Source organism: Vibrio sp. SCSIO 43097 (genome assembly GCF_023650755.1).
GTDB classification, from domain to species: Bacteria; Pseudomonadota; Gammaproteobacteria; order Enterobacterales; family Vibrionaceae; genus Vibrio; species Vibrio alginolyticus.
Window position 1 is genome coordinate 2,777,685 of record NZ_CP071840.1, and the last position, 22,453, is coordinate 2,800,137.

Below are 22,453 nucleotides of genomic sequence, written 5' to 3' on the forward strand. Positions count from 1 at the left end.
ACTACTTATCTCTTATATATCGTCTACTGATTGACCTGACAACGCAGCTCGAATCGATTTATCCATACGGCGTGATGCGAAATCTTGGCTCGCTTTATCGGTATTTTTAATGCCCTGCTCTATCGCATCTGCATCATCACCATTACGCAGCTCAATCAAGGCTTCGATGGCTTTAATCAAGTTTTGTTTCTCTTGTTCTGATAGTAAGTCATCACCATCAGCTTGCATCGCTGCAATCAAACCTTCTATCACTCGGTCGGCTTCAACACGCTGCTCAGCTAAGGCACGAGCTTGCATGTCTTCTTTTGCGTGCGTCATTGAATCACGCAACATATCCGCCACTTCATTGTCACTTAAGCCGTAAGAAGGTTTTACTTGAATCTCTGATTGAACACCAGTGCTCTTCTCCATTGCCGTAACAGAAAGAAGGCCATCTGCGTCAACTTGGTAAGTCACGCGAATATGTGCCGCACCCGCTGCCATCGGAGGAATACCTTTTAACGAGAAGCGAGCAAGTGAACGACAGTCATCAACCATTTCACGTTCACCTTGTACCACATGAACACTCATCGCCGTTTGGCCATCTTTGAATGTGGTAAATTCTTGCGCACGCGCAACGGGAATCGTAGTGTTGCGGGGGATGATCTTCTCGACCAAACCACCCATGGTTTCAATACCGAGCGACAGTGGAATCACATCAAGAAGCAACATTTCAGAGTCAGGTTTGTTACCCGCTAGGATATCAGCTTGAATACCCGCACCGATTGCGACGACTTCATCTGGGTTAATGCTTGTCAGTGGTGTACGGCCAAAGAATTCGCCAACCATTTCTCGTACAAGCAATGTGCGTGTTGAGCCACCGACCATGACTACTTCAAGTACATCTTCCGCATCTACATCCGCATCTTTCAGCGCACGGCGGCAAGACATCAGGGTTTTCTTCACTAGCGGACGAATCAGATCTTCGAACTGCTCGCGAGTCACGGTGCCTTTCCAACCAAAAACGTCAACGTCAACACTGTCTTGCTCAGAGAAAGCAATCTTAGCTTCAGTAGCAATGTTCAACAGTGTACGGTTCTTTTCTGCAGAAAGCGGCGCTTCTAGACCCGCTTGCTCCATTAAATAATCGGCAAATAGATGGTCGAAGTCGTCACCGCCTAATGCAGAGTCGCCACCTGTTGCTAATACTTCAAATACGCCTTTCGATAAACGTAGGATAGAGATATCAAAAGTACCGCCACCTAGATCGTAAACCGCAATCACACCTTCTTGACCAGAGTCTAGGCCATAAGCAATTGCCGCAGCGGTTGGTTCGTTAAGTAGACGGAGAACATGAAGACCAGCTAATTTCGCCGCATCTTTTGTACCTGCACGTTGCGCGTCATCAAAGTAAGCAGGAACGGTAATAACGACACCAGCTAACTCACCACCTAACGTATCTTCAGCTCGCTTACCCAATACTTTTAGGATGTCCGCAGATACTTCAATCGGGTTTTTGTCACCTTGAGGTGTTTGCAGAATTGGCAGGCCGTTTTCACTCTCTTTAAAACGATAAGGAAGTGAAGAGTAACGGGACTGAATGTCCTTTAATGAACGACCGATCAAACGTTTTACAGAGATAATCGTGTTCTCTGGTTCAAACTCTGCTTTGGCTTTGGCTTCGTGGCCGACCGTTAACGTTTCCTCAGCGTAATTAACGACTGAAGGTAAAATAGTACGGCCCTGCTCGTCCGCAAGTGGAGTTGCATCGCCGCTACGTACAGAAGCAACCAAAGAGTTGGTAGTACCTAAGTCGATACCCGCTGCTAACTTATGCTCATGAGGTGCCGAGCTTTGGCCCGGTTCTGCGATTTGAAGTAGTGCCATGATAGGTCCTTGTCACGCTTACTAGCCGAGGAGTTTGTCTTCGACTAGCTCAATTTCGTTCTTTAGTTTGGCAATGAATTTTAGCTTACGAACTCGGTCTGCGGCTTCAGCCCATAGACCATCATCAAGCTCTTGCTCGACGCTTGCCAGATGCTGTTTGTACATTTTGCTGACCTTAGAGTCGAAGTCAAAAAGCGCCGATTCAGGATCGGACTTGTCAGCAATCTCTTCCAGTTCTTCGCGCAGTTCCATTTGCTCCATTAAGAACATCGGATCTTGCATTGTTTGCTGTTCACCTCGGATCTCAACACCTTGCTCTGCGAGGATATACTCGGCGCGAGAAATAGGATTTTTCAGAACTTGATAGGCATCGTTGATTTGCGCCGCCTTTTGCACCGCCATCAAACGGTCACGTTCTGAGCCCGTTGCAAAGTTATCCGGGTGGAAGCGTTTTTGTAGCTCTCGGAACTGAGAAGAAAGAAGGCTACCATCCAGCTTAAACTGACTTGGTAGCCCAAATAATTCAAAGTGATTCATTAAGTTCGGGTCCTAGTAAAGCCTTCCGGACTCGTTTGCCCAGAAGGACAATCAATTAGACGTTGAAGCTTTCACCACAACCACATTCACTTTTCGCGTTAGGGTTGTTGAATTCAAAACCTTCATTCAACCCTTCTTTCACGTAATCCAATTCAGTACCATCTAGGTACACTAAGCTCTTTTGATCGATGATAATTTTCACTCCAGAGAGTTCAAATACTTCGTCTTCTTCATTGAGCTCATCAACAAACTCAAGTACGTATGCCATGCCGGAACAGCCAGTCGTCTTCACTCCAAGACGTAAACCGATACCTTTGCCTCGGTTATCTAGGAATGCTCTTACGCGACTTGCCGCTGATTCTGTCATTGTGATGGCCATACTGCACCTTAGTCTGTCTAAATTTCGATTGGAATGGGAGCGTCAAAGCTCCCATTATATTACGGAATAATTATTCTTGGTGTTTTTTCTTGTAGTCAGCAACCGCTGCTTTGATTGCATCTTCAGCAAGAATAGAACAGTGAACTTTCACTGGTGGAAGCTCTAGCTCTTCAGCAATCTCAGAGTTTTTAATTGCTGCCGCTTCATCAACTGACTTACCTTTTACCCACTCAGTTACTAGTGAGCTTGATGCGATTGCACTACCACAACCGTATGTTTTGAACTTCGCATCTTCGATGATACCTTCAGGTGTCACTTTGATTTGAAGCTTCATTACGTCACCACACGCAGGAGCGCCAACCATGCCGCTACCTACTGATGGATCTTCTTTATCGAATGAACCAACGTTACGTGGGTTCTCGTAGTGATCAATTACTTTTTCGCTGTATGCCATGATAAATTACCTCGAATCCTCTATTTCAATCCCTGAGATTAATGGTGAGCCCATTCAACAGTGCTCAAATCAATCCCTTCTTTGTACATATCCCATAGAGGAGACATGTCGCGTAGCTTAGTCACTGCAACGCGGATTTGTTCAATTGCGTAATCAATTTCTTCTTCAGTCGTGAAACGACCAAACGAGAAACGAACCGAGCTGTGAGCCAATTCGTCATCCATGCCTAGGGCACGAAGAACGTAAGAAGGCTCAAGGCTTGCAGACGTACAAGCACTACCAGAAGATACCGCTAGATCTTTAAGCGACATTAGTAGTGATTCACCTTCTACGAATGCGAAACTGATGTTTAGGTTGTGTGGTACACGCTGCTCAAAGTCACCGTTTACCGTCACTGCTTCTAAGTCTTTCACGCCATCAAAAAGACGGTTACGAAGCGCTAAAGCATGATCGTAATCTTTTTGCATGTCTTCTTTTGCAATGCGGAATGCTTCACCCATGCCTACGATTTGGTGAGTAGGTAGTGTACCAGAGCGGAAACCACGCTCATGACCGCCACCGTGCATTTGCGCTTCAAGACGAATACGAGGCTTACGACGTACGTAAAGTGCACCGATACCTTTAGGACCGTAAACTTTGTGAGCAGAAAGTGAAATTAGATCAACTTTCATCTCTTGAACGTCGATTGGTAATTTACCTGCAGATTGCGCAGCGTCCACGTGGAAAACAATTTTACGCTCACGGCACAGTTCGCCGATCGCTGTAATGTCTTGAACCACACCAATCTCGTTGTTTACATGCATAATAGACACAAGCACGGTGTCATCACGCATGGCTGCTCTAAGCTTCTCTAGATCGATCAAGCCATTTGATTCTGGCTCAAGGTAAGTCACTTCAAAGCCTTCACGCTCAAGTTGACGACATGGGTCAAGAACGGCTTTGTGCTCTGTTTTACAAGTGATTACGTGCTTGCCTTTCTTCGAGTAAAAGTGCGCTGCACCTTTAATCGCAAGGTTGTCTGATTCTGTCGCACCAGATGTAAATACGATTTCGCGAGGATCTGCATTTAGAAGGTCAGCAATTTGCTCACGAGCAGTATCGACCGCTTCTTCTGCCTGCCAGCCGTAACGGTGCGAACGTGACGCTGGGTTGCCAAATGTGCCATCCATTGTCATGTACTGAACCATTTTTTCAGCAACACGTGGATCAACTGGACATGTAGCGGAATAATCAAGATAAATCGGCAGTTTCATTCTCTACTCCAATGTAAAAAGCTGACCGCTAAGAGCGGACGTTTACACCGATGGGCGCGGCGGTTGTATTTTTGTTTGATAGCCCATGGGTTACCGCCAGATCAATGTCCTGACGATCAGAAATTTCGAGTACTTCATTGTCTGTCATCAACTCACCAAGAGTGATGTTATTCAAAAAGTCACTAATGCGAGAGCTTAGGTCACGCCACAGCGTGTGAGTAAGGCAACGTGTTCCACCTTGGCAATCTCCTTTACCTTGGCATTTGGTTGCATCTACTGACTCATCAACGGCAGCAATCACGGTACCAATAGCGATACTGTGAGCGTCGGCACCAAGTCGGTAACCACCACCAGGACCACGAACGCTGGCAACGAGACCTGCTTTACGCAATTTTGAAAATAGCTGCTCTAAGTAAGAGAGCGAGATCCCTTGACGCTCTGAAATATCAGCCAGAGGTACAGGGTTTTGTTGCGAATGCAGTGCCACATCCAGCATGGCTGTCACCGCATATCTTCCTTTAGATGTAAGTTTCATACCACACCGTATCCACATGGTTTGTAATGGTTAAGATTTTTCCATACCTGAGTAATTTGGTCAAGTATTTATTTGACCATTTTACTCAGGTATTCATCCTTACACCTAAAGTGGTTATTATTCACTCAGAACTTCTTTTCTATCGAAGTCAAAACGCCTCGTAGAATATTAAGTTCTTGGGTTTCTGGTCGAGCTCGAGAGAACAAACGACGCAACTTATTCATCACCTGTCCAGGTTGCTCTTTGTTAATAAACTGGGTCTCAACCATCACCTTTTCAAGATGCTCGAAGAACATTTCAAGTTCTCGATGACGCGGGTATTCTTCCGATTCATTTGGGGAAAACTGGCTTTGCTCTAAGTTCAAGTGTGCAACTCGCACTTCGTAACTGAGAGTTTGTACAGCCATCGCTAGGTTAAGCGAGCTGTACTCAGGATTAGCGGGAATACAAACATGGTAGTGGCACTTTTGTAGCTCTTCGTTTGTCAAACCAGTTCTTTCTCGGCCAAACACGAGCGCAACAGGATGCTTTCGGCCTTCAACTGCAAATTTCTCACCGCATTCACGTGGCTCGAGCATTGGCCATTCTAATGTACGAGAGCGGGCGCTAGAACCCACAACAAGGCCACAATCTTCAACCGCTTCTTCTAATGTGCCGACAATCTTTGCATTTTGAGCAATATCACCAGCACCCGCAGCTAAAGCAAAAGTTTGTTCATCCACTTCACATTGTGGATCGACTAATACTAGTTGGTTTAAACCCATCACTTTCATTGCTCGAGCTGCTGAGCCAATATTGCCTGAATGAGAGGTACCTACGAGTACAATTTTTACTTGATCCAACATCTGTGTTTGCTACCTAAATTAAAACCGCAGAATGTTATCATAGTTTTTTAAGACCCCCTAGAGGCAAGCAGACCTCTCTTCTCATTCTTGGTTATTGTTCTCGTCCGCAGTATGCTCTGTACACTCAACCAGCCGCATTTAGAACAAAAAATAACCACTTCCCTTTTTAATTATCTCTGGTATACTCGCCGCCGCTTTCATTTGTTCTTTAACATCCGTTGGGAAATTCGTATGCATCCAATGCTAAACATTGCTATTCGCGCTGCGCGAAAGGCTGGCAATCATATTGCTAAATCATTAGAAAACACTGATAAAGTAGAATCTACTCTTAAAGGCACTAATGACTTTGTCACTAACGTAGACAAAGAAGCAGAATACATCATCATCGATACTATCAAGCAGTCTTACCCTGAGCACTGTATCGTTGCTGAAGAACAAGGTCTTATCGAAGGTAAAGATAAAGACGTACAATGGATCATCGACCCACTGGATGGCACCACTAACTTTGTAAAAGGTTACCCAACTTTCGCGGTTTCTATCGCTGTTCGTATTAAGGGTAAAACTGAAGTTGCTTGTGTTTACGATCCAATGCAAAACGAGCTATTCACTGCACAACGCGGTGCCGGCGCTCAACTAAACAGTGCACGTATTCGTGTTGCTCAACTAAAAGACCTTCAAGGTACTGTTCTAGCAACAGGCTTCCCATTCAAGCAGAAACAACACGCTGAGTCTTACATCAAGATCGTTGGTGCGCTATTCACTGAATGTGCTGATTTCCGTCGTAGCGGCTCTGCTGCTCTTGACCTTTGTTACGTGGCTGCTGGCCGTGTTGATGGTTACTTCGAGCTAGGCCTAAAACCTTGGGATATGGCAGCAGGTGAGCTTATTGCTCGTGAAGCTGGCGCAATCCTAACAGACTTTGCTGGCGGCACTGACTACATGAAGTCTGGTAACATCGTTGCTTCAAGCGCTCGTGGCGTAAAATCTATCCTTAAGCACATTCGCGAAAACGGTAACAGCGCGATCCTTAAGTAATATTTGAAAGTCATATATAGCCCGTCACGCTGATGACTTTAGAAAGCCCCGCTCATTGAGCAGGGCTTTTTTATTTCGAACAATCAGCCTGTTTGTAGAAACGGTCGTAGTCAGATAAGTGGTCTATTTTTACGTGCTTAACCTTCCATACTTGTTCCTTCATTAAAAACTGCAGCGAAACCGTGACTGGCTGGTATACATCACCAAAGCCGTTTACAGAAAGACATCCAACTCCTCCATCCTCACTGTACTCTTCAAAGTAAGACAGCTCTGTAACCAAACTTGATGGGATAGATGATAAAAATGGAAATTGATGACCAAATTTTATTGGGTGAGACTTAATACTGTTCAGCTCTTCAATCGATAGATTTGGTCCTGCCATCGCTTCTACCACCTCTATATACTGCATCTTGTATAAATTATTACGTATATCAAGGTAAGTATCGTGGAGTGGACTTGCGATGCAGGGCGTTGAAACACTTAGTAAAACCGGAATAGGTAGAATTCTATTTAGCATAACCAACTAAACCCCAGCTTCACGGAGCGCTTGATCAATTTTACTCGGCTTAAATCTGTACTTACAAAGCCCCCACTCGCACTGCTCTAAAAGCTCTCGGACATTTACCTGCCCAGTAACACCAAAGGAAACAACACCAAAAAGAGAAACACTCCCACTGTATGTCAAAACACCATCACGAGTAGTTTTAAAAGTAACAGAAACGGCTTTTAATTTTATGCCCAGCTCTTCAACCATTTCTTTTGAAACTTCAAACTTAGTAAATCCAAGCTCACCAGATAAAGTTACTTTACCTGACTCATCAACTGCTAACTTGAACCTTTTCCCTCCAGTAACTAGCTTGGTGGTAACGCCTTTATTGTGCTTGTAAGAAATCTCTACAAACTTCAGTAACTGTACTTTTATTTCAGCTTGCCTTGACATTATTTCCTCCCGAAATTGTTGAACATACTTCCGATATTCAACTCAAGCAAAAAACTACAATTCAAGCTGGAAGTACCTCAAAAAAAAATGAAACTTTCAAATCTATCAGGCATAAAAAAACCGCTGATTGTTCAGCGGTTTTTGTTTTCGGTTTTCAATCTGCCTTATGGCATTTCGTCGAACTCTGCACCTTCTTTTTCTACTTGAGGTGGCATCAAGTGCTCTTTCTGGATACCCAGTTTTAGAGCCAGTGCTGATGCTACGTAGATAGAAGAGTAAGTACCTACAGTGATACCGAGTAAAAGTGCGGTTGCAAAGCCGTGAATCATAGCACCACCCTGCATGAACAGTGCAATTACCACGAACAAGGTCGTACCAGATGTAATCAATGTACGGCTCAACGTTTGAGTGATTGAGGCGTCCATAATGTCTGAAGGTTCGCCCTTACGCATCTTACGGAAGTTTTCACGAATCCGGTCAAATACAACGATGGTATCGTTGAGTGAGTAGCCCACAACCGTCAGTAGCGCAGCTACGATGGTCAGGTCAACTTCAATTTGTAGAAACGAGAAGACACCTAGCGTGATAATAATATCGTGAGCCAATGCCATTACCGCACCAGCCGCTAGACGCCATTCAAATCGCATCGATACATAAAGCAGGATACAGATCAGCGATACCAAGATCGCTAGACCACCAGCTTCTGTTAGCTCATCACCAACGTTGGGACCTACGAACTCAATACGACGCATTTCTACGCTTTCGCCAGTACCATCTTTGATAGCACCAATGATTTGGTTACCTAGCGTTTCACCAGAAACGTCATCACGTGGACGAAGACGAACCATGACTTCACGAGCACTGCCGAAGTTTTGTACTGTCGCATCGCCAAAGCCTTTTGAATCTAGTGCTGCACGAATCTCTTCAAGGTTTGCTGGCTGTTCAAAACCGACCTCGATAAGCGTACCGCCAGTGAAATCTAGACCCCAATTAAGCCACTTGGTTGACAAAGTGAAGATAGAAGCAGCAATCATTATAATTGAAAAAACGAATGCTACTTTCGACCAACGCATAAAGCCGATCGTCTTCTCTGCTTTTAGAATTTGAAACATAATAATTCCCAGCCTTAGATCGACAATTTATCAACGCGTTTGCCACCGTAGATCAGGTTCACGATACAACGTGTACCAATAATGGCGGTGAACATTGAAGTTAAGATACCGATAGATAGAGTAACTGCGAAACCTTTCACCGCACCTGTACCGACCGCAAATAGAATGATTGCAGTAATTAGTGTTGTGATGTTCGCATCAGCAATCGTGCTGAATGCATTCGCATAACCTTGGTGAATCGCTTGTTGTGGACTACGTCCATCACGAATTTCTTCACGGATACGCTCGAAGATCAGTACGTTCGCATCAACCGCCATACCGACTGTTAACACAATACCGGCTATCCCTGGAAGCGTCATGGTAGCGCCTGGAATCATCGACATAACACCAATGATAAGCACCAAGTTTGCCATTAGAGCGATGTTTGCAATCAAACCAAAGCCGCGGTAGTAAAGCAGCGTAAATAGCATTACGGCAACCATACCCCAGATACATGCTTGGATACCCATATCGATGTTTTGCTGGCCCATTGATGGACCAATGGTACGTTCTTCAACGATAGAGATAGGTGCAATCAGTGCACCAGCACGTAGTAGAAGTGCTAGGTTGTGTGCTTCTGCAGCAGAGTCGATACCTGTGATACGGAAGTTACGACCAAGAGCCGATTGAATCGTTGCTTGGTTGATGACTTCTTCATGCTTATCCAGAATAACTTTGCCTTCAGGCGTACGACGGCCACTGTCTTTGTATTCTGCAAACACGGTAGCCATTAGCTTACCAATGTTCTTCTTAGAGAACGCAGACATCTTATTACCACCTTCGCTGTCTAGCGAGATGTTAACTTGTGGACGACCATATTCATCAACACTTGAGCTTGCATCTGTGATGCTTTGACCGCCAAGAATAACACGCTTCTTAAGCACTACTGGGCGACCATCACGGTCCATCTTGATTTCACTACCTGCTGGCGCACGACCATTTGCCGCTGCCGATAGGTCAGCTTTATCATCAACTTCGCGGAATTCAAGCGTTGCCGTAGCTCCGAGAATTTCTTTTGCACGAGCAGTATCTTGAACACCAGGCAGTTCAACTACAATGCGACTAGCACCTTGACGTTGAACCAATGGTTCCGCAACACCTAGTTCGTTGACACGATTACGTAAAATCGTAATGTTTTGCTCAACAGCATAGTTACGGATCTCTTGTAAACGTTGCTCAGTAAAGGTTGCAGTAAGAGCGTAACGGCCATTTGAATCAGAATCGACAAAAATCATGTCCGGGTGATTCTTTTCTAGCGTTGCTTTCGCTTCTGCTAATTGCTCTTCGTTACGCAACAACACTTCTACCGCTTCTTTTCCAGAAGGGCGGATTGCACGGTAACGAATCTTGGCGTCACGAAGTTCGCTACGGAAAGCTTCTTCTTGTTGACCAACAAGCTTTTCCATCGCTGCATCCATATCCACTTCCATTAAGAAGTGAACACCACCGCGAAGGTCAAGACCTAGCTTCAATGGTGACGCGCCAATCGCTTCTAGCCAATCGGGTGTAGAAGGTGCAAGGTTAAGTGCAACAATTGTGTCTTTGCCTAGCGCTTCGCTGATGACATCACGAGCACTGATTTGTGTGTCAGTGTCGTTAAAACGAACAAGAATTGATCCATCTTCGAGAGCAATGGATTTATGAGAAAGTTGCTCTTTGTTAAGAGCAGTAGTGACAGCATCCAGCGTTGACATATCTACAGAGGCGCCACGCGCCCCTGTAACTTGAATAGCCGGATCTTCACCGTAGATATTTGGAAGTGCGTATAACGCAGCGGTGATGATGGCAAAAAGCACCATCAAGTACTTCCATAATGGATAACGGTTTAGCACAGCGAGGATCCTTTAGCTGTTTTATAGAGACTTAAGCGTACCTTTTGGTAGCACTGCAGTGATGAAGTCTTTCTTGATTACTACTTCATTGTTCGCGTTAAGCTCAATTGAAATGTAGTCATTGTCTTCAGCAATCTTAGTGATTTTACCCACTAGGCCACCGCTAGTTAAAACTTCGTCGCCTTTGCCCATAGAAGCCATTAGGTTTTTGTGTTCTTTTACGCGTTTCGCTTGTGGGCGATAAATCATGAAGTAAAAGATCACTGCGAACATGCCAAGCATGATTAGCATTTCAAAACCACCGCCTGCTGGCGCGCCTTCTGCTGCTGCGTGAGCCTGAGAAATAAACATTAAAACATCCTCATTATATTTTATTGATAATCAAACAAATTGGGCTTTCGCATTTTAGATTCAAGTCTGAGAGTAACTAATAGAGATCGCTCTCTCAAAAATAACGTGCGTTAGCCTACTTTATTAGCAAAAGCCTCTGGCGACATGCCAAAGGCTTTAATTCTTTTAGTTTTTCAATTACTGCTCTTTTGCTAGTGGTGGCACTTCACGGCCACGACGCTCATAGAACTCAGTAACAAATTCATCGAAGCGATCTTCATCAATTGCTTTACGAATGCTTTCCATCAGACGTTGGTAGTAACGCAGGTTATGGATTGTATTCAAGCGAGCGCCTAAGATTTCATTACAACGCTCTAAATGGTGAAGGTACGACTTGCTGTAGTTTTGACAAGTGTAACAGTCACAATGCGGATCCAATGGTGTTGTATCCGTTTTATGTTTCGCATTACGGATCTTGATCACACCACCAGTCACAAATAAGTGACCATTACGTGCGTTACGCGTTGGCATTACACAGTCAAACATGTCGATACCACGACGAACACCTTCAACCAAATCTTCTGGCTTACCAACGCCCATCAAGTAGCGAGGTTTGTCTTCAGGAAGTTGAGGACAAGTATGCTCAAGAATACGGTGCATGTCTTCTTTAGGCTCACCTACTGCCAAACCACCAACCGCATAACCGTCAAAACCGATTTCCGTTAGACCTTTTACCGACACATCACGTAAATCTTCGTAAACACCACCTTGAACAATACCAAATAGGTTGTTCGGGTTTTCTAGCTTCTCGAAATGGTCACGTGAACGCTGTGCCCAGCGTAATGACATTTCCATCGATTTCTTCGCTTCATCGTGTGTCGCTGGGTAAGGCGTACACTCGTCAAAAATCATAACGATGTCAGAGCCCAGATCTTTTTGAATTTCCATCGACTTTTCTGCGTCCATGAAAATCTTGTCACCGTTTACTGGGTTACGAAAGTGAACACCCTCTTCAGTGATCGTACGCATCTTACCAAGGCTGAATACTTGGAAGCCGCCTGAATCAGTAAGAATAGGACCGTGCCAGTTCATAAAATCGTGCAGGTCACCGTGCATTTTCATCACTTCTTGACCAGGACGTAGCCACAGGTGGAACGTATTACCTAGCAGAATTTCTGCACCAGTACCTTTTACTTCTTCTGGTGTCATACCTTTAACGGTACCGTAAGTACCTACTGGCATGAACGCAGGAGTTTGAACAGTGCCGCGTTCGAAAGTCAGTTGACCACGACGTGCATTGCCGTTTTTCTTCTTAAGATCGAATTTTAATTTCACGATGCCTCCGGGTGTCAGAGAAACAGTCTGACTGAGTGTTTAGGGCTCTACCCTACTTTAAGGAGCGGTCGCTTTTCCTTGCGAGAGACAAAGCAATGGATGCTTTATTTCCTAGCTTACTGCTAGCACTCGTAAATCTACTTTTAACTACGCCGTTTTCTTCTTGATGAACATTGAATCGCCATACGAGAAGAAACGGTATTTGTTTTCCACCGCATGTTTGTAAGCATTCATGGTGTTCTCGTATCCAGCAAATGCACTCACCAACATGATCAGTGTTGATTCAGGCAAGTGGAAGTTTGTGATCAAGCAATCCACCAGCTGATATTCGTAACCAGGGAAAATAAAGATTTCTGTATCGCCAAAGAATGGGGCCAGCTCAGTCCCTTTTTGCAATGCGTCTTGCGCTGCACTTTCAAGTGAACGCACAGATGTGGTACCAACAGCAATAATTCGTCCGCCACGCGCTTTCGTCGCTTTAATTGCTTCGACGACTTCTTGTGGTACTTCTACGTACTCGGCATGCATGTGGTGATCGTTGATATTTTCCACTTTTACTGGCTGGAATGTACCCGCCCCAACGTGCAAAGTAACGTAAGCAAACTCTGCACCTTTCGCTTTGATTTTCTCCAAGAGAACATCATCAAAGTGAAGGCCCGCTGTCGGTGCCGCAACCGCACCTGGCTTTTGATTATATACCGTTTGGTAACGCTCTTTATCTGCATCTTCGTCTGGACGGTCGATGTAAGGAGGAAGCGGCATATGGCCGATTTCTTCCAGAATTTCTAGTACCGTCTTATCAGAACTAAATTTCAGTTCAAATAAAGCATCATGGCGTGCAACCATTTCTGCTGAATATTCATCATTCTCGCCAACAATAATGGTTGTACCTGGTTTTGGTGATTTAGAGCAACGAACGTGCGCGAGGATGCTTTTCTCATCCAACATGCGCTCCACCAGCACTTCTAATTTACCGCCCGATTCCTTGCGGCCAAAAAGACGAGCAGGAATAACACGAGTATTATTAAACACCACTAAGTCACCGGGTTGAACTTGGCCCAATACATCAGTAAATGTGCCATCAATGAGCTCTCCGGTATTGCCGTCCATTTGCAGCAGTCGGCTAGCGGTACGCTCTGGTTGAGGGTAGCGAGCGATGAGTTCATCTGGAAGGTCGAAATGGAAATCTGATACTTGCATGTTACTTGTCTTATCTATTGGTCAAATCACGTCTAGGCGACGATAAAATTGCGACGAGTTTTTCGCAGCAGACTAGTATATGTTTACATGCTGCAATAGCAAGCAAATCACCAGAATATAGCAGTAAAAGCCATGGTGAAGAGTGTAATAAAACGTGAAAAGCCTCGATGACTTGGCACTATTTTTAATTTGAGCCCAAAAGAGAGAACATGAAAAAAGCAAAGCAGCGTATACCGCTGCTTATTAGTTTGGCATTCCAATCGCCCTATCAAACCTCATGCTTTCGCCACAAGAATAACGGCACGAATAAACCCAATAACCAAAACCCTAGACTGCCACCTTCATCATCTGAGCCTTTGAAATCACAGTTATTGGTCGCAATGCCATCGTGACACTCTTTATTGTCACCACTTTCATTGTTAGCACTTTTGATAAAATTCGGCGCAATGATGTAACGACTTGGTGGCGCATCGGCAGTGATGTAAGACTGTACCCAGTCGTAATAGTGGCTCACCTTGGTGTAGAAACTTGGGATCGTCAAAGAGCCACACGTTGGTAGAATAAGGGGGCCGCCACTAACAATACCAATTTGTTTGCCGGTCGCCACATCGACCAACGGGCCACCACTGTCACCTTTACATGCAGAGTTGCCATATTGAGTATGGCTATCTGGCTCCAATACATGGTTTTGTGTTGGTAGCGTACAAATTTTGGTTTGGTTGTCTCTTGAATCAATGATCCCCGGAAAACTGCTGCCAATTTCTAAACGCTCATAACATTTGTCGATGGGTAAAAATGTGCTAATGGTGGTTTTGAGCGTATTAGAAGGTTCAGAAGCATCCGGCTGAGTAGCCCCCCATCCAAACACTTGCACATTTTCGACACGTTGATTGGTCAGGTAATTATCGTTCCAATCCGCCACCAAACGTGCTTCGATACTCTCCATGTCAACTTTACTCGCTAGGTCAGCAAAGTTCGCGTTTGCCACTGGGCGCGTGAGATACAGCAACGCGATGTCTGAATCTAAACCGGTTTGGATAGGTTTCACGTTGCCATTACTGTCGGTCTCAGCTTTTGAAATCCGGGTGTAATCCGGATGAACCACAACGTGAGACACCGGATAAAAGTTATCAAGCCCTGCAGAATTAAGTTCATACGCATTCGCATTCACCGACAGCTCACCCGGCGGGGTCACATAGTAGGTTGCTTCATTGGTTCCTTGTCCCATCACCACACAGTGCGCCGCAGTCAGTACCCATTGCTCTGTCAGCATCGTTCCACCACACAGCGGAAACTCTGCCATGTTACTTGCTCGCAAAGTAACGCGGTCAACAGGATCGGTTTGTTCATCTCCTAACACAATCGCCTGTGTTGATGGCACACTGAATGCCGCCACTGCCAGCGCAATAAGTTTGTTACACGTTGTTCGTTTCATCTAGGTTGCTGTCTTCAATTTGGTAAGCCTGGACGTATCTTCTTCGAGAGAAGAATCTTGGAAAATCCAGCGAATAAAAATGTGCGATTCAATTCATTGGATTACCTTGGGAACACATTCAATATCAACTAAAAATGCCAACTGACTCGCACACAAACCGACTTATTCAAATTAATAAAAACACCAATAAAACACAGATTACGCAGCCCATCAGCATTGTGCTATTTAATTGATGAAAAACGAGTTAGCTCCCAGATATACAGAAAAATATTCTCTATATTTAAGAGAAGGACAATGCCGCTGGAGGTCTCTATGATCAAGGTTGAAGACATGATGACTCGTAATCCTCATACCTTACTGCGCACGCACACCTTGCGTGATGCAAAAAGCATGATGGATGCGCTTGATATTCGACACATTCCGGTTGTTGATGCCAATAACCACTTACAAGGCTTGGTGACTCAACGCGACATTCTTGCTGCTCAAGAATCGAGCTTGCACCCAGATGAGGCTGAACAATCTTTTACTTTAGACACACCGCTCTACGAAATGATGCACACCAATATCATGACGGCAGAGCCTATCGCGGGGCTCAAAGAGAGCGCTATCTATATGCAAAAGCATAAAGTTGGCTGTCTACCTGTTGTCACCAAAGGTCGATTGGTCGGCATCATTACTGACAGTGACTTTGTGACCATTGCGATTAACTTATTGGAACTGCAAGAAGAAGTGGAACCTGAAGAAATCGAGCAGGAAGAGTAGTACGCAAGCGTATTCTCTTTGTTGTAAGTTTCGTTTTTACACCGGTTAAACGAAAAAAGAGCGGCAGGGTTGCCGCTCAAAATGCCATTACTGACGCTGATTAAGGAAGTGTTTCTCTGCCAATTAGAATTGGTCTTCTTCGGTCGAACCTGTCAATGCTGTCACTGAAGAGTTACCACCTTGGATAGTATTGGTCATTCTATCGAAGTAACCTGTACCTACTTCTTGTTGGTGCGCAACAAACGTATAGCCTTTTTCAGCTGCTTGGAATTCAGGACGCTGAACTTTCTCAACATAATGACGCATACCTTCACCTTGAGCGTAAGCGTGCGCCAGTTCAAACATGTTGAACCACATGTTGTGAATGCCTGCTAGCGTGATGAATTGGTACTTGTAGCCCATGTCTGCAAGCTCTTGTTGGAACTTAGCAATGGTTTCTGCATCTAGGTTTTTCTCCCAGTTGAATGAAGGCGAGCAGTTGTACGCCAACAATTGATCTGGGTATTCAGCGTGAATTGCTTCTGCAAACTTACGTGCTTCTTCCAAACATGGCGTAGCCGTTTCACACCAAATCAAGTCTGCATATGGTGCGTAAGCCAGGCCGCGAGAGATAGCTTGGTCGATACCCGCGCGAACGCGGTAGAAACCTTCTTGAGTACGCTCACCTTCGATGAAGTCTTTATCATATGGGTCGCAATCTGAAGTAATGAGATCCGCCGCATTCGCATCAGTACGAGCAATAACTAATGTTGTTGTACCCGCTACGTCAGCAGCCAAACGAGCTGCAACGAGCTTTTGTACCGCTTCTTGCGTAGGAACTAATACCTTACCACCCATATGGCCACACTTTTTCACCGATGCTAACTGGTCTTCAAAGTGAACGCCCGCGGCACCGGCTTCGATCATCGATTTCATTAGTTCGTAAGCGTTAAGCACACCACCAAAGCCCGCTTCAGCATCCGCTACGATAGGTAGGAAGTAATCAATACCACCTTCATCTTCAGGCGTCTTACCAGCAGCCCACTGAATTTGGTCTGCACGACGGAATGAGTTGTTGATGCGTTTTACTACTGACGGTACAGAATCTACTGGGTAAAGAGATTGGTCTGGATACATCGTCGAGGCGGTGTTGTTATCCGCCGCTACCTGCCAGCCTGACAGATAAATCGCTTCAATACCTGCCTTAGCTTGTTGAACCGCTTGACCACCCGTTAGCGCACCAAGACAGTTTACGTAACCTTTTTTCGCACTACCGTTGACCAGTGACCAAAGTTTGTCTGCACCACGTTGTGCAATTGTGTTTGCAGGCACCATAGAGCCACGCAGTTCCACCACTTCCTCGGCAGAGTAAGTACGCTTCACATTTTTCCAGCGTGGGTTAGTTGCCCAGTCTTTTTCCAGAGCTTCAATTTGTTGGCGGCGAGTTAAGTTAGTCATTGGTCTATCCCTCTTTATAATTTGCACTTTATGCGTGTGCGTTGAGTTTCCGTTCTCAGGCAGTACTTCCCTATCTGCCTTGAAAATCCTTCACGTTATTGGTGTTACAGTTATTCTTTATTAATCCAGGTAGTCATAACCAGGAACTGTCAAAAAGTTGGTCAGTTCATCGCTCGTCGTGAGCCTTGCCATTAAGTCTGCTGCTTCTTCAAATCGACCCGCATGGTAGCGCTGCTCGCCAATTTCTTGCTTCACGACTTCAATCTCCTCTTTGAGATAGAGCTCGAACAGCTCTTTAGTGACCTTTAATCCGTTGTCTAGCGACTTGCCGTGTTGAATCCATTGCCAGATAGAGGCGCGTGAGATTTCTGCCGTTGCTGCGTCTTCCATCAGTCCGTAAATCGGCACACAACCATTGCCAGAAATCCAAGCTTCGATGTATTGCAGCGCAACGCGAATATTGTGGCGCATTCCGCCTTCAGTGCGCTCGCCTTCACAAGGCTCAAGCAGTTCAGCTGCTGTAATAGGCGCATCCTCTGCACGGCTCACATCCAACTGGTTGGTGCGTTCACCCAGCACAGCACTAAAGACTTCCATAGCAGTGTCAGCCAAACCTGGATGAGCCACCCAAGTACCGTCGTGGCCGTTGTTAGCTTCTAACGATTTGTCAGTCTGGATCTTGTCTAATACTTTTTGATTCTCTTTCGGGTCTTTAGCTGGGATAAATGCGGCCATTCCTCCCATCGCGAAAGCACCTCGTTTATGGCAAGTACGTACCAATAATCGCGAGTAAGCGTTTAAGAATGGCTTGTCCATCGTTACCACTTGGCGATCTGGCAGTACTCGGTCTGAGTGTTTTTTCAATGTTTTGATGTAGCTAAAGATGTAATCCCAGCGACCACAGTTCAAACCAACGATGTGTTCTTTAAGCGAGAACAGAATCTCGTCCATTTCAAATACCGCTGGTAAGGTTTCAATCAGCACAGTCGCTTTGATCGTGCCTGTATCCAAACCGAAATAGTCTTCCGTGAAATGGAACACTTCGCTCCACCACTTCGCTTCGTGATGCGATTGCAGTTTTGGAAGGTAGAAATAAGGGCCGCTGCCTTTTTGAAGTAACGCTTTGTAGTTGTTATAGAAATACAGAGCGAAATCGAATAGCGCACCTGGAATGATCTGACCGTGCCACGTAACGTGTTTTTCTTTTAAATGAAGGCCGCGAACACGGCAGATCAACACCGCTGGGTCATCTTCCAGCTGATAATGTTTGCCATTGCCAGGATTGGTGTAACTGATGGTGCCATTAACAGCATCGCGCAAGTTAATTTGACCATCTAGCACTTTACTCCATGCAGGAGACATTGAATCTTCGAAGTCTGCCATGAACACTTTTACATTCGCATTCAGTGCGTTAATCACCATCTTGCGGTCAGTTGGTCCGGTAATCTCCACACGGCGATCTTGCAGATCTTGTGGGATTCCTAGGATCTTCCAACTTCCTTCACGGATGTCTTGTGTCTCTGGTAGAAAATCTGGTAGCTCACCAGCATCAATACGTGCTTGCTTCTCTTCTCTTGCTTCCAGCAACTGTTCAACACGTCCGGCAAATTTTTCACACAGTAGAGATAAAAAGGTTTGGGCTTCAACAGGGAAAATTGCTTGATGTTCTGGGGCAACGACTCCATTCACCTCAAGCATGCCTTGGGTTTGCTTTAGTTGTTGTGTTTTTTGTTCTGTCTGAGCAAGCATAATCATTCATCCTTAACGTGCTTTATCAATCTTGGGCAGTCAGCGTAAAGCTACATTTGTAAGTTATGAACAACAAATTACATCCTTTAACTTTGTGTTCAACTCGTCTAGCCATGCCGATAGATTGCGTAATGCTACGTGTATTTTCAATCTAGACATAAGTCGTATCGGCCTTTAAATAAGCTATATCAACAAGGGGTTTAGTGAAACCCCCAATATAAACAAAACAGAAAATTCAAAGTTTTATTCCGCAAGGTAAAAACCATCTATCAAGCGCCTTATTTTGTAAGTTATTACGTAATAAAATTACATTAAATTTAAAGTCGTTTTATCATTTCAAACAAGCGTATGAATATAGACTGGTAAACAAACACCTTGTATTCACAAGGGCTGAAGAGATGTATTTAAACAGGGGTCAAACAAGGTATGCAGGGCTTTGTGTAAAATTAACATTGTGAAATTTCACTATTTTATGAAAGCTTCATCAAAGAAGAGCTGTAAAATTTTACAAGTCAAAGTTTACCAACAGAATAAAATACTAGAAAGCGCACTGTTTCCAGTGCGCTTTTAGATAAATAATGGAGAAGTAAGGGCTAATACTAATAGCTAAAGCAGCTCTGAAACGACTTCTGCAAGTTGATTAAATGTTTTCGTTCTTGACGAGCTCGGACGCCAAACTAAGCCGATTTCGCGATAAGCTTGTTTACCAGGAGGATCGATCACGACTAAATTCTGGTTATGCAGCAAGCCATGGTCGATAGCCATTTGAGGAATGAACGTTGTTCCCAAACCATTCGCAACCATTTGCACCAGTGTATGGAGGCTGGTTGCCGTAAACGGATTGATTTTTTCTTTGTCTGTTAATTTACACGCTGATACCGCATGTTCCGTTAAGCAATGTTCTTTCTCTAGTAGAAAGACGGATTCGTCAGGTAAATCCGCGTAACGAATCGGCACAGGGACCGATTGGGCTTGATTAGCGCTTATAACCATTCGAAACGGATCCTTACCCACTACTCGGCTTTCCATCCCATCAATTTCGACTGGTAACGCTAAAATAAGCACATCCAGCTCACCATGTCTGAGCGCTTGAAGTAAGTTTGTCGTCGTGTCTTCTCTTAATAAAAGATTCAGTTGTGGAAAACGGTAGTTCACCTCTTGTACCAAATCACACAGTAAAAACGGAGCAATTGTTGGTATACATCCCACTTTTAGCTGGCCTTGCATATCGTCGCCTTGGCACATACGTCCAAGCTCGACCAAATCTTGCCCTTTTGCTAACAGCTCTCGCCCCTGCTTTACTACCATTTCTCCTGTTTGGGTAAAAACCAGTGGACTTTTCTTATCTTTCTTTTCATATAAGGGACAACCTATCAATTCCTCTAAGTTTTGAATACCCTTACTTAAAGTCGACTGACTGACAAAACAACGCTCTGCAGCGTCACTAAAATGTCTTGTTTCATGCAGTGTGACTAAATAGTGTAACTGCTTCAAACTGGGCCATTTATTCATAATTGTATTTGTATCTACCGCCGTTCCAGTGATCGAGTTAAGAGTTTTGTTATTATCGTTTTTTTCGATTAACTCAATCTATTTATTTCGCTTTTTTCAATACTACAATCTGTACTATAGTTTGTCTCGTACAAACACGAACCAAACCGACACAACTGAATTCGGTTTGGAGCTAACCATACTTTTTAGGAGCAAAAAAATGGTACTAGTAGGTCGTCAAGCCCCTGATTTTACTGCAGCAGCTGTTCTAGGTAACGGTGAAATCGTTGAAAACTTCAACTTTGCAGAGTTCACTAAAGGTAAGAAAGCAGTAGTATTCTTCTACCCACTAGATTTCACTTTCGTTTGCCCATCTGAGCTAATCGCATTCGACAACCGTCTAGCTGACTTCCAAGCTAAAGGTGTTGAAGTAATCGGTGTTTCTATCGATTCTCAGTTCTCTCACAACGCATGGCGTAACACTGCTATCGAAGATGGCGGTATCGGTCAAGTTAAGTACCCACTAGTTGCTGACGTTAAGCACGAAATCTGTAAAGCTTACGACGTTGAGCACCCAGAAGCAGGCGTTGCTTTCCGTGGTTCTTTCCTAATCGACGAAGAAGGCGTTGTACGTCACCAAGTAGTTAACGACCTACCACTAGGCCGTAACATCGACGAAATGCTACGCATGGTTGACGCTCTTAACTTCCACCAGAAGCACGGCGAAGTATGTCCTGCACAATGGGAAGAAGGTAAAGCAGGTATGGACGCATCTCCAAAAGGTGTTGCAGCGTTCCTATCTGAGCACGCAGCTGACCTAGGCAAAAAATAATAGACCTTCACCCTAGCTCAACGGGTGTGATGGTTGGATGTATATAAAGCAATAAGCTAATGCGGAAAACCGCAAACGCCAATCAGTCTAAGTAAAGTCCTATCAAAGCCCAGAGCCTCAGCTCTGGGCTTTCTTTTTCCTTCAGATAAACCGCCAAAATGAGGTAACGCTTTAGCGTAAACTTTACCTCTATTTATCATCCCCTCCATACAGATTCTGCTTACTTGCCCTGTTAATATCTTAGCCACAACACCTATTTGTAACGTTAGCAGGATGAATGAACGTGGTTACTCACCTAGAAGTCTGTATTGATAATATTGAATCTCTGCACTACGCCATTGCTGGCGGCGCCACTCGGATTGAACTTTGCTCCTCTTTGGCTTTAGGCGGACTAACACCCAGTTATGGCTTTATGCAGCAAGCGGCTAAGCTTTCGAGTGTTCCAGTTTATGCCATGATCCGCCCACGCCAAGGTGACTTCTTCTACAATGAAGAAGAGATCGAAATGATGCGTTGGGATATTGAAGCAGCTCACCAATCAGGCTTGAGCGGTGTCGTGTTCGGCGTGCTCACTCAAGACGGTGATATTCATATGCCTTACGCGGCTACGCTGTGTGAATTTGCTCAAGCGCTTGGCTTAGGCGTGACCTTCCATCGTGCCTTTGACCAGTGTCGTGACGCTGAAAAAGCTTTGGAAGAAGTGATCAGCTTAGGTTGTGAACGTATTTTAACCTCCGGTCTTGCGCCTTCAGCACCACAAGGGATCGATGTGCTTAGAGCTTTGGTTAAGCAAGCCCAAGGACGCATAGCAATCATGGCGGGGGCTGGCGTTAATGCGAGTAACGCACGTGCGTTAGTAGAAGACACTCAAGTTCCTGAAATCCATCTGTCAGGCAAAACCACACGCCCTAGCCAAATGACCTTTGTTGCTGAACAAAGCAAAATGGGCGCATCCGATGTCGATGATTTTTTAATCCCCATCACAAGTACACAAGCCATTACCGATGTCGTAGCAGCTCTCAAATAGACGACCGTAACCTCACGCGCATAGCTTT

General features: G+C 44.8%; 22 protein-coding genes. 4 read left to right on the forward strand and 18 right to left on the reverse strand.

Annotated elements, in window-relative coordinates; translation table 11 throughout:
• Positions 1-12: 12 nt before the first annotated feature.
• The 7 genes from hscA to trmJ all read right to left on the reverse strand — a co-directional run bounded on the left by hscA (position 13) and on the right by trmJ (position 5,869).
• Positions 13-1,866, reverse strand: a complete 1,854-nt coding sequence (hscA, locus tag J4N40_RS13455) for a Fe-S protein assembly chaperone HscA (RefSeq protein WP_115385751.1) — start codon at positions 1,864-1,866, stop codon at positions 13-15.
• Between the two features lie 21 nt (positions 1,867-1,887).
• Positions 1,888-2,403, reverse strand: coding sequence for a co-chaperone HscB (gene hscB / locus J4N40_RS13460; RefSeq protein ID WP_033905803.1), 516 nt, complete (start codon positions 2,401-2,403; stop codon positions 1,888-1,890).
• A 55-nt stretch (positions 2,404-2,458) separates the two neighbouring features.
• On the reverse strand, positions 2,459-2,782 hold the full coding sequence (iscA, locus tag J4N40_RS13465) for an iron-sulfur cluster assembly protein IscA (RefSeq protein WP_005381717.1): 324 nt from the start codon (positions 2,780-2,782) through the stop codon (positions 2,459-2,461).
• Between the two features lie 70 nt (positions 2,783-2,852).
• Positions 2,853-3,236 carry a Fe-S cluster assembly scaffold IscU gene (gene iscU, locus J4N40_RS13470; protein WP_005381718.1) on the reverse strand — a complete coding sequence of 128 codons (384 nt, stop codon included), beginning with the start codon at positions 3,234-3,236 and terminating at the stop codon, positions 2,853-2,855.
• A 38-nt stretch (positions 3,237-3,274) separates the two neighbouring features.
• On the reverse strand, positions 3,275-4,489 hold the full coding sequence (locus tag J4N40_RS13475; RefSeq protein WP_005381719.1) for an IscS subfamily cysteine desulfurase: 1,215 nt from the start codon (positions 4,487-4,489) through the stop codon (positions 3,275-3,277).
• Positions 4,490-4,517: 28 nt separating this feature from the next.
• Positions 4,518-5,024: a Fe-S cluster assembly transcriptional regulator IscR gene (gene iscR / locus J4N40_RS13480; protein WP_005381720.1), complete on the reverse strand. Its 507-nt coding sequence runs from the start codon at positions 5,022-5,024 to the stop codon at positions 4,518-4,520.
• A 125-nt stretch (positions 5,025-5,149) separates the two neighbouring features.
• Positions 5,150-5,869: a tRNA (cytosine(32)/uridine(32)-2'-O)-methyltransferase TrmJ gene (gene trmJ / locus J4N40_RS13485; protein ID WP_115385749.1), complete on the reverse strand. Its 720-nt coding sequence runs from the start codon at positions 5,867-5,869 to the stop codon at positions 5,150-5,152.
• A 231-nt stretch (positions 5,870-6,100) separates the two neighbouring features.
• Here trmJ and suhB point away from each other — a divergent pair, with 231 nt between their 5' ends.
• Complete coding sequence (gene suhB / locus J4N40_RS13490) at positions 6,101-6,904, forward strand: inositol-1-monophosphatase (RefSeq protein ID WP_005381722.1); 804 nt, start codon at positions 6,101-6,103, stop codon at positions 6,902-6,904.
• Positions 6,905-6,974: 70 nt separating this feature from the next.
• Here the strand turns inward: suhB and J4N40_RS13495 are convergent, their stop codons facing one another.
• From J4N40_RS13495 to J4N40_RS13530, 8 genes are all read right to left on the reverse strand, one after another.
• Positions 6,975-7,286 (reverse strand): hypothetical protein, encoded by a 312-nt coding sequence (locus J4N40_RS13495; protein WP_115385748.1) that lies wholly within the window; start codon positions 7,284-7,286, stop codon positions 6,975-6,977.
• Between the two features lie 141 nt (positions 7,287-7,427).
• Positions 7,428-7,844 (reverse strand): hypothetical protein, encoded by a 417-nt coding sequence (locus J4N40_RS13500; RefSeq protein WP_017633921.1) that lies wholly within the window; start codon positions 7,842-7,844, stop codon positions 7,428-7,430.
• 164 nt (positions 7,845-8,008) lie between these two features.
• A complete protein-coding gene (secF, locus tag J4N40_RS13505; RefSeq protein ID WP_005383689.1) occupies positions 8,009-8,956 on the reverse strand; it encodes a protein translocase subunit SecF in 948 nt (315 codons plus the stop codon).
• Between the two features lie 14 nt (positions 8,957-8,970).
• Positions 8,971-10,827 (reverse strand): protein translocase subunit SecD, encoded by a 1,857-nt coding sequence (gene secD, locus J4N40_RS13510; protein ID WP_005381724.1) that lies wholly within the window; start codon positions 10,825-10,827, stop codon positions 8,971-8,973.
• Positions 10,828-10,848: 21 nt separating this feature from the next.
• Positions 10,849-11,178, reverse strand: a complete 330-nt coding sequence (yajC, locus tag J4N40_RS13515) for a preprotein translocase subunit YajC (protein ID WP_005381725.1) — start codon at positions 11,176-11,178, stop codon at positions 10,849-10,851.
• A 177-nt stretch (positions 11,179-11,355) separates the two neighbouring features.
• Entirely contained in the window at positions 11,356-12,492 is a 1,137-nt protein-coding gene (gene tgt / locus J4N40_RS13520) for a tRNA guanosine(34) transglycosylase Tgt (protein ID WP_005381727.1), read from the reverse strand.
• Between the two features lie 147 nt (positions 12,493-12,639).
• Positions 12,640-13,692 carry a tRNA preQ1(34) S-adenosylmethionine ribosyltransferase-isomerase QueA gene (gene queA / locus J4N40_RS13525; RefSeq protein WP_005381728.1) on the reverse strand — a complete coding sequence of 351 codons (1,053 nt, stop codon included), beginning with the start codon at positions 13,690-13,692 and terminating at the stop codon, positions 12,640-12,642.
• A 268-nt stretch (positions 13,693-13,960) separates the two neighbouring features.
• Positions 13,961-15,127, reverse strand: coding sequence for a S1 family peptidase (locus J4N40_RS13530; protein WP_104978820.1), 1,167 nt, complete (start codon positions 15,125-15,127; stop codon positions 13,961-13,963).
• 312 nt (positions 15,128-15,439) lie between these two features.
• Here J4N40_RS13530 and J4N40_RS13535 point away from each other — a divergent pair, with 312 nt between their 5' ends.
• Positions 15,440-15,889 carry a CBS domain-containing protein gene (locus tag J4N40_RS13535; RefSeq protein ID WP_017820562.1) on the forward strand — a complete coding sequence of 150 codons (450 nt, stop codon included), beginning with the start codon at positions 15,440-15,442 and terminating at the stop codon, positions 15,887-15,889.
• A gap of 123 nt (positions 15,890-16,012) precedes the next feature.
• Here the strand turns inward: J4N40_RS13535 and aceA are convergent, their stop codons facing one another.
• From aceA to J4N40_RS13550, 3 genes are all read right to left on the reverse strand, one after another.
• Positions 16,013-17,326 (reverse strand): isocitrate lyase, encoded by a 1,314-nt coding sequence (aceA, locus tag J4N40_RS13540; RefSeq protein WP_104978818.1) that lies wholly within the window; start codon positions 17,324-17,326, stop codon positions 16,013-16,015.
• A gap of 120 nt (positions 17,327-17,446) precedes the next feature.
• Complete coding sequence (gene aceB / locus J4N40_RS13545) at positions 17,447-19,075, reverse strand: malate synthase A (protein ID WP_017820561.1); 1,629 nt, start codon at positions 19,073-19,075, stop codon at positions 17,447-17,449.
• A gap of 606 nt (positions 19,076-19,681) precedes the next feature.
• Positions 19,682-20,587, reverse strand: a complete 906-nt coding sequence (locus J4N40_RS13550; RefSeq protein ID WP_005383681.1) for a hydrogen peroxide-inducible genes activator — start codon at positions 20,585-20,587, stop codon at positions 19,682-19,684.
• Between the two features lie 199 nt (positions 20,588-20,786).
• Between J4N40_RS13550 and J4N40_RS13555 the strand changes: the two genes are divergently transcribed.
• Both J4N40_RS13555 and J4N40_RS13560 read left to right on the forward strand, forming a co-directional pair.
• On the forward strand, positions 20,787-21,398 hold the full coding sequence (locus tag J4N40_RS13555) for a peroxiredoxin C (RefSeq protein ID WP_005381738.1): 612 nt from the start codon (positions 20,787-20,789) through the stop codon (positions 21,396-21,398).
• 283 nt (positions 21,399-21,681) lie between these two features.
• Positions 21,682-22,425, forward strand: a complete 744-nt coding sequence (locus J4N40_RS13560) for a copper homeostasis protein CutC (protein ID WP_115386388.1) — start codon at positions 21,682-21,684, stop codon at positions 22,423-22,425.
• The last annotated feature ends 28 nt before the right edge of the window (positions 22,426-22,453 follow it).

Coding starts and splice junctions, on each gene's coding strand:
- hscA (WP_115385751.1), bottom strand. CDS start 1,866: ATGGCACTACTTCAAATCGCAGAACCGGGCCAAAGCTCGGCACCTCAT.
- hscB (WP_033905803.1), bottom strand. CDS start 2,403: ATGAATCACTTTGAATTATTTGGGCTACCAAGTCAGTTTAAGCTGGAT.
- iscA (WP_005381717.1), bottom strand. CDS start 2,782: ATGGCCATCACAATGACAGAATCAGCGGCAAGTCGCGTAAGAGCATTC.
- iscU (WP_005381718.1), bottom strand. CDS start 3,236: ATGGCATACAGCGAAAAAGTAATTGATCACTACGAGAACCCACGTAAC.
- J4N40_RS13475 (WP_005381719.1), bottom strand. CDS start 4,489: ATGAAACTGCCGATTTATCTTGATTATTCCGCTACATGTCCAGTTGAT.
- iscR (WP_005381720.1), bottom strand. CDS start 5,024: ATGAAACTTACATCTAAAGGAAGATATGCGGTGACAGCCATGCTGGAT.
- trmJ (WP_115385749.1), bottom strand. CDS start 5,869: ATGTTGGATCAAGTAAAAATTGTACTCGTAGGTACCTCTCATTCAGGC.
- suhB (WP_005381722.1), top strand. CDS start 6,101: ATGCATCCAATGCTAAACATTGCTATTCGCGCTGCGCGAAAGGCTGGC.
- J4N40_RS13495 (WP_115385748.1), bottom strand. CDS start 7,286: ATGGCAGGACCAAATCTATCGATTGAAGAGCTGAACAGTATTAAGTCT.
- J4N40_RS13500 (WP_017633921.1), bottom strand. CDS start 7,844: ATGTCAAGGCAAGCTGAAATAAAAGTACAGTTACTGAAGTTTGTAGAG.
- secF (WP_005383689.1), bottom strand. CDS start 8,956: ATGTTTCAAATTCTAAAAGCAGAGAAGACGATCGGCTTTATGCGTTGG.
- yajC (WP_005381725.1), bottom strand. CDS start 11,178: ATGTTTATTTCTCAGGCTCACGCAGCAGCAGAAGGCGCGCCAGCAGGC.
- queA (WP_005381728.1), bottom strand. CDS start 13,692: ATGCAAGTATCAGATTTCCATTTCGACCTTCCAGATGAACTCATCGCT.
- J4N40_RS13530 (WP_104978820.1), bottom strand. CDS start 15,127: ATGAAACGAACAACGTGTAACAAACTTATTGCGCTGGCAGTGGCGGCA.
- J4N40_RS13535 (WP_017820562.1), top strand. CDS start 15,440: ATGATCAAGGTTGAAGACATGATGACTCGTAATCCTCATACCTTACTG.
- aceA (WP_104978818.1), bottom strand. CDS start 17,326: ATGACTAACTTAACTCGCCGCCAACAAATTGAAGCTCTGGAAAAAGAC.
- aceB (WP_017820561.1), bottom strand. CDS start 19,075: ATGCTTGCTCAGACAGAACAAAAAACACAACAACTAAAGCAAACCCAA.
- J4N40_RS13550 (WP_005383681.1), bottom strand. CDS start 20,587: ATGAATAAATGGCCCAGTTTGAAGCAGTTACACTATTTAGTCACACTG.
- J4N40_RS13555 (WP_005381738.1), top strand. CDS start 20,787: ATGGTACTAGTAGGTCGTCAAGCCCCTGATTTTACTGCAGCAGCTGTT.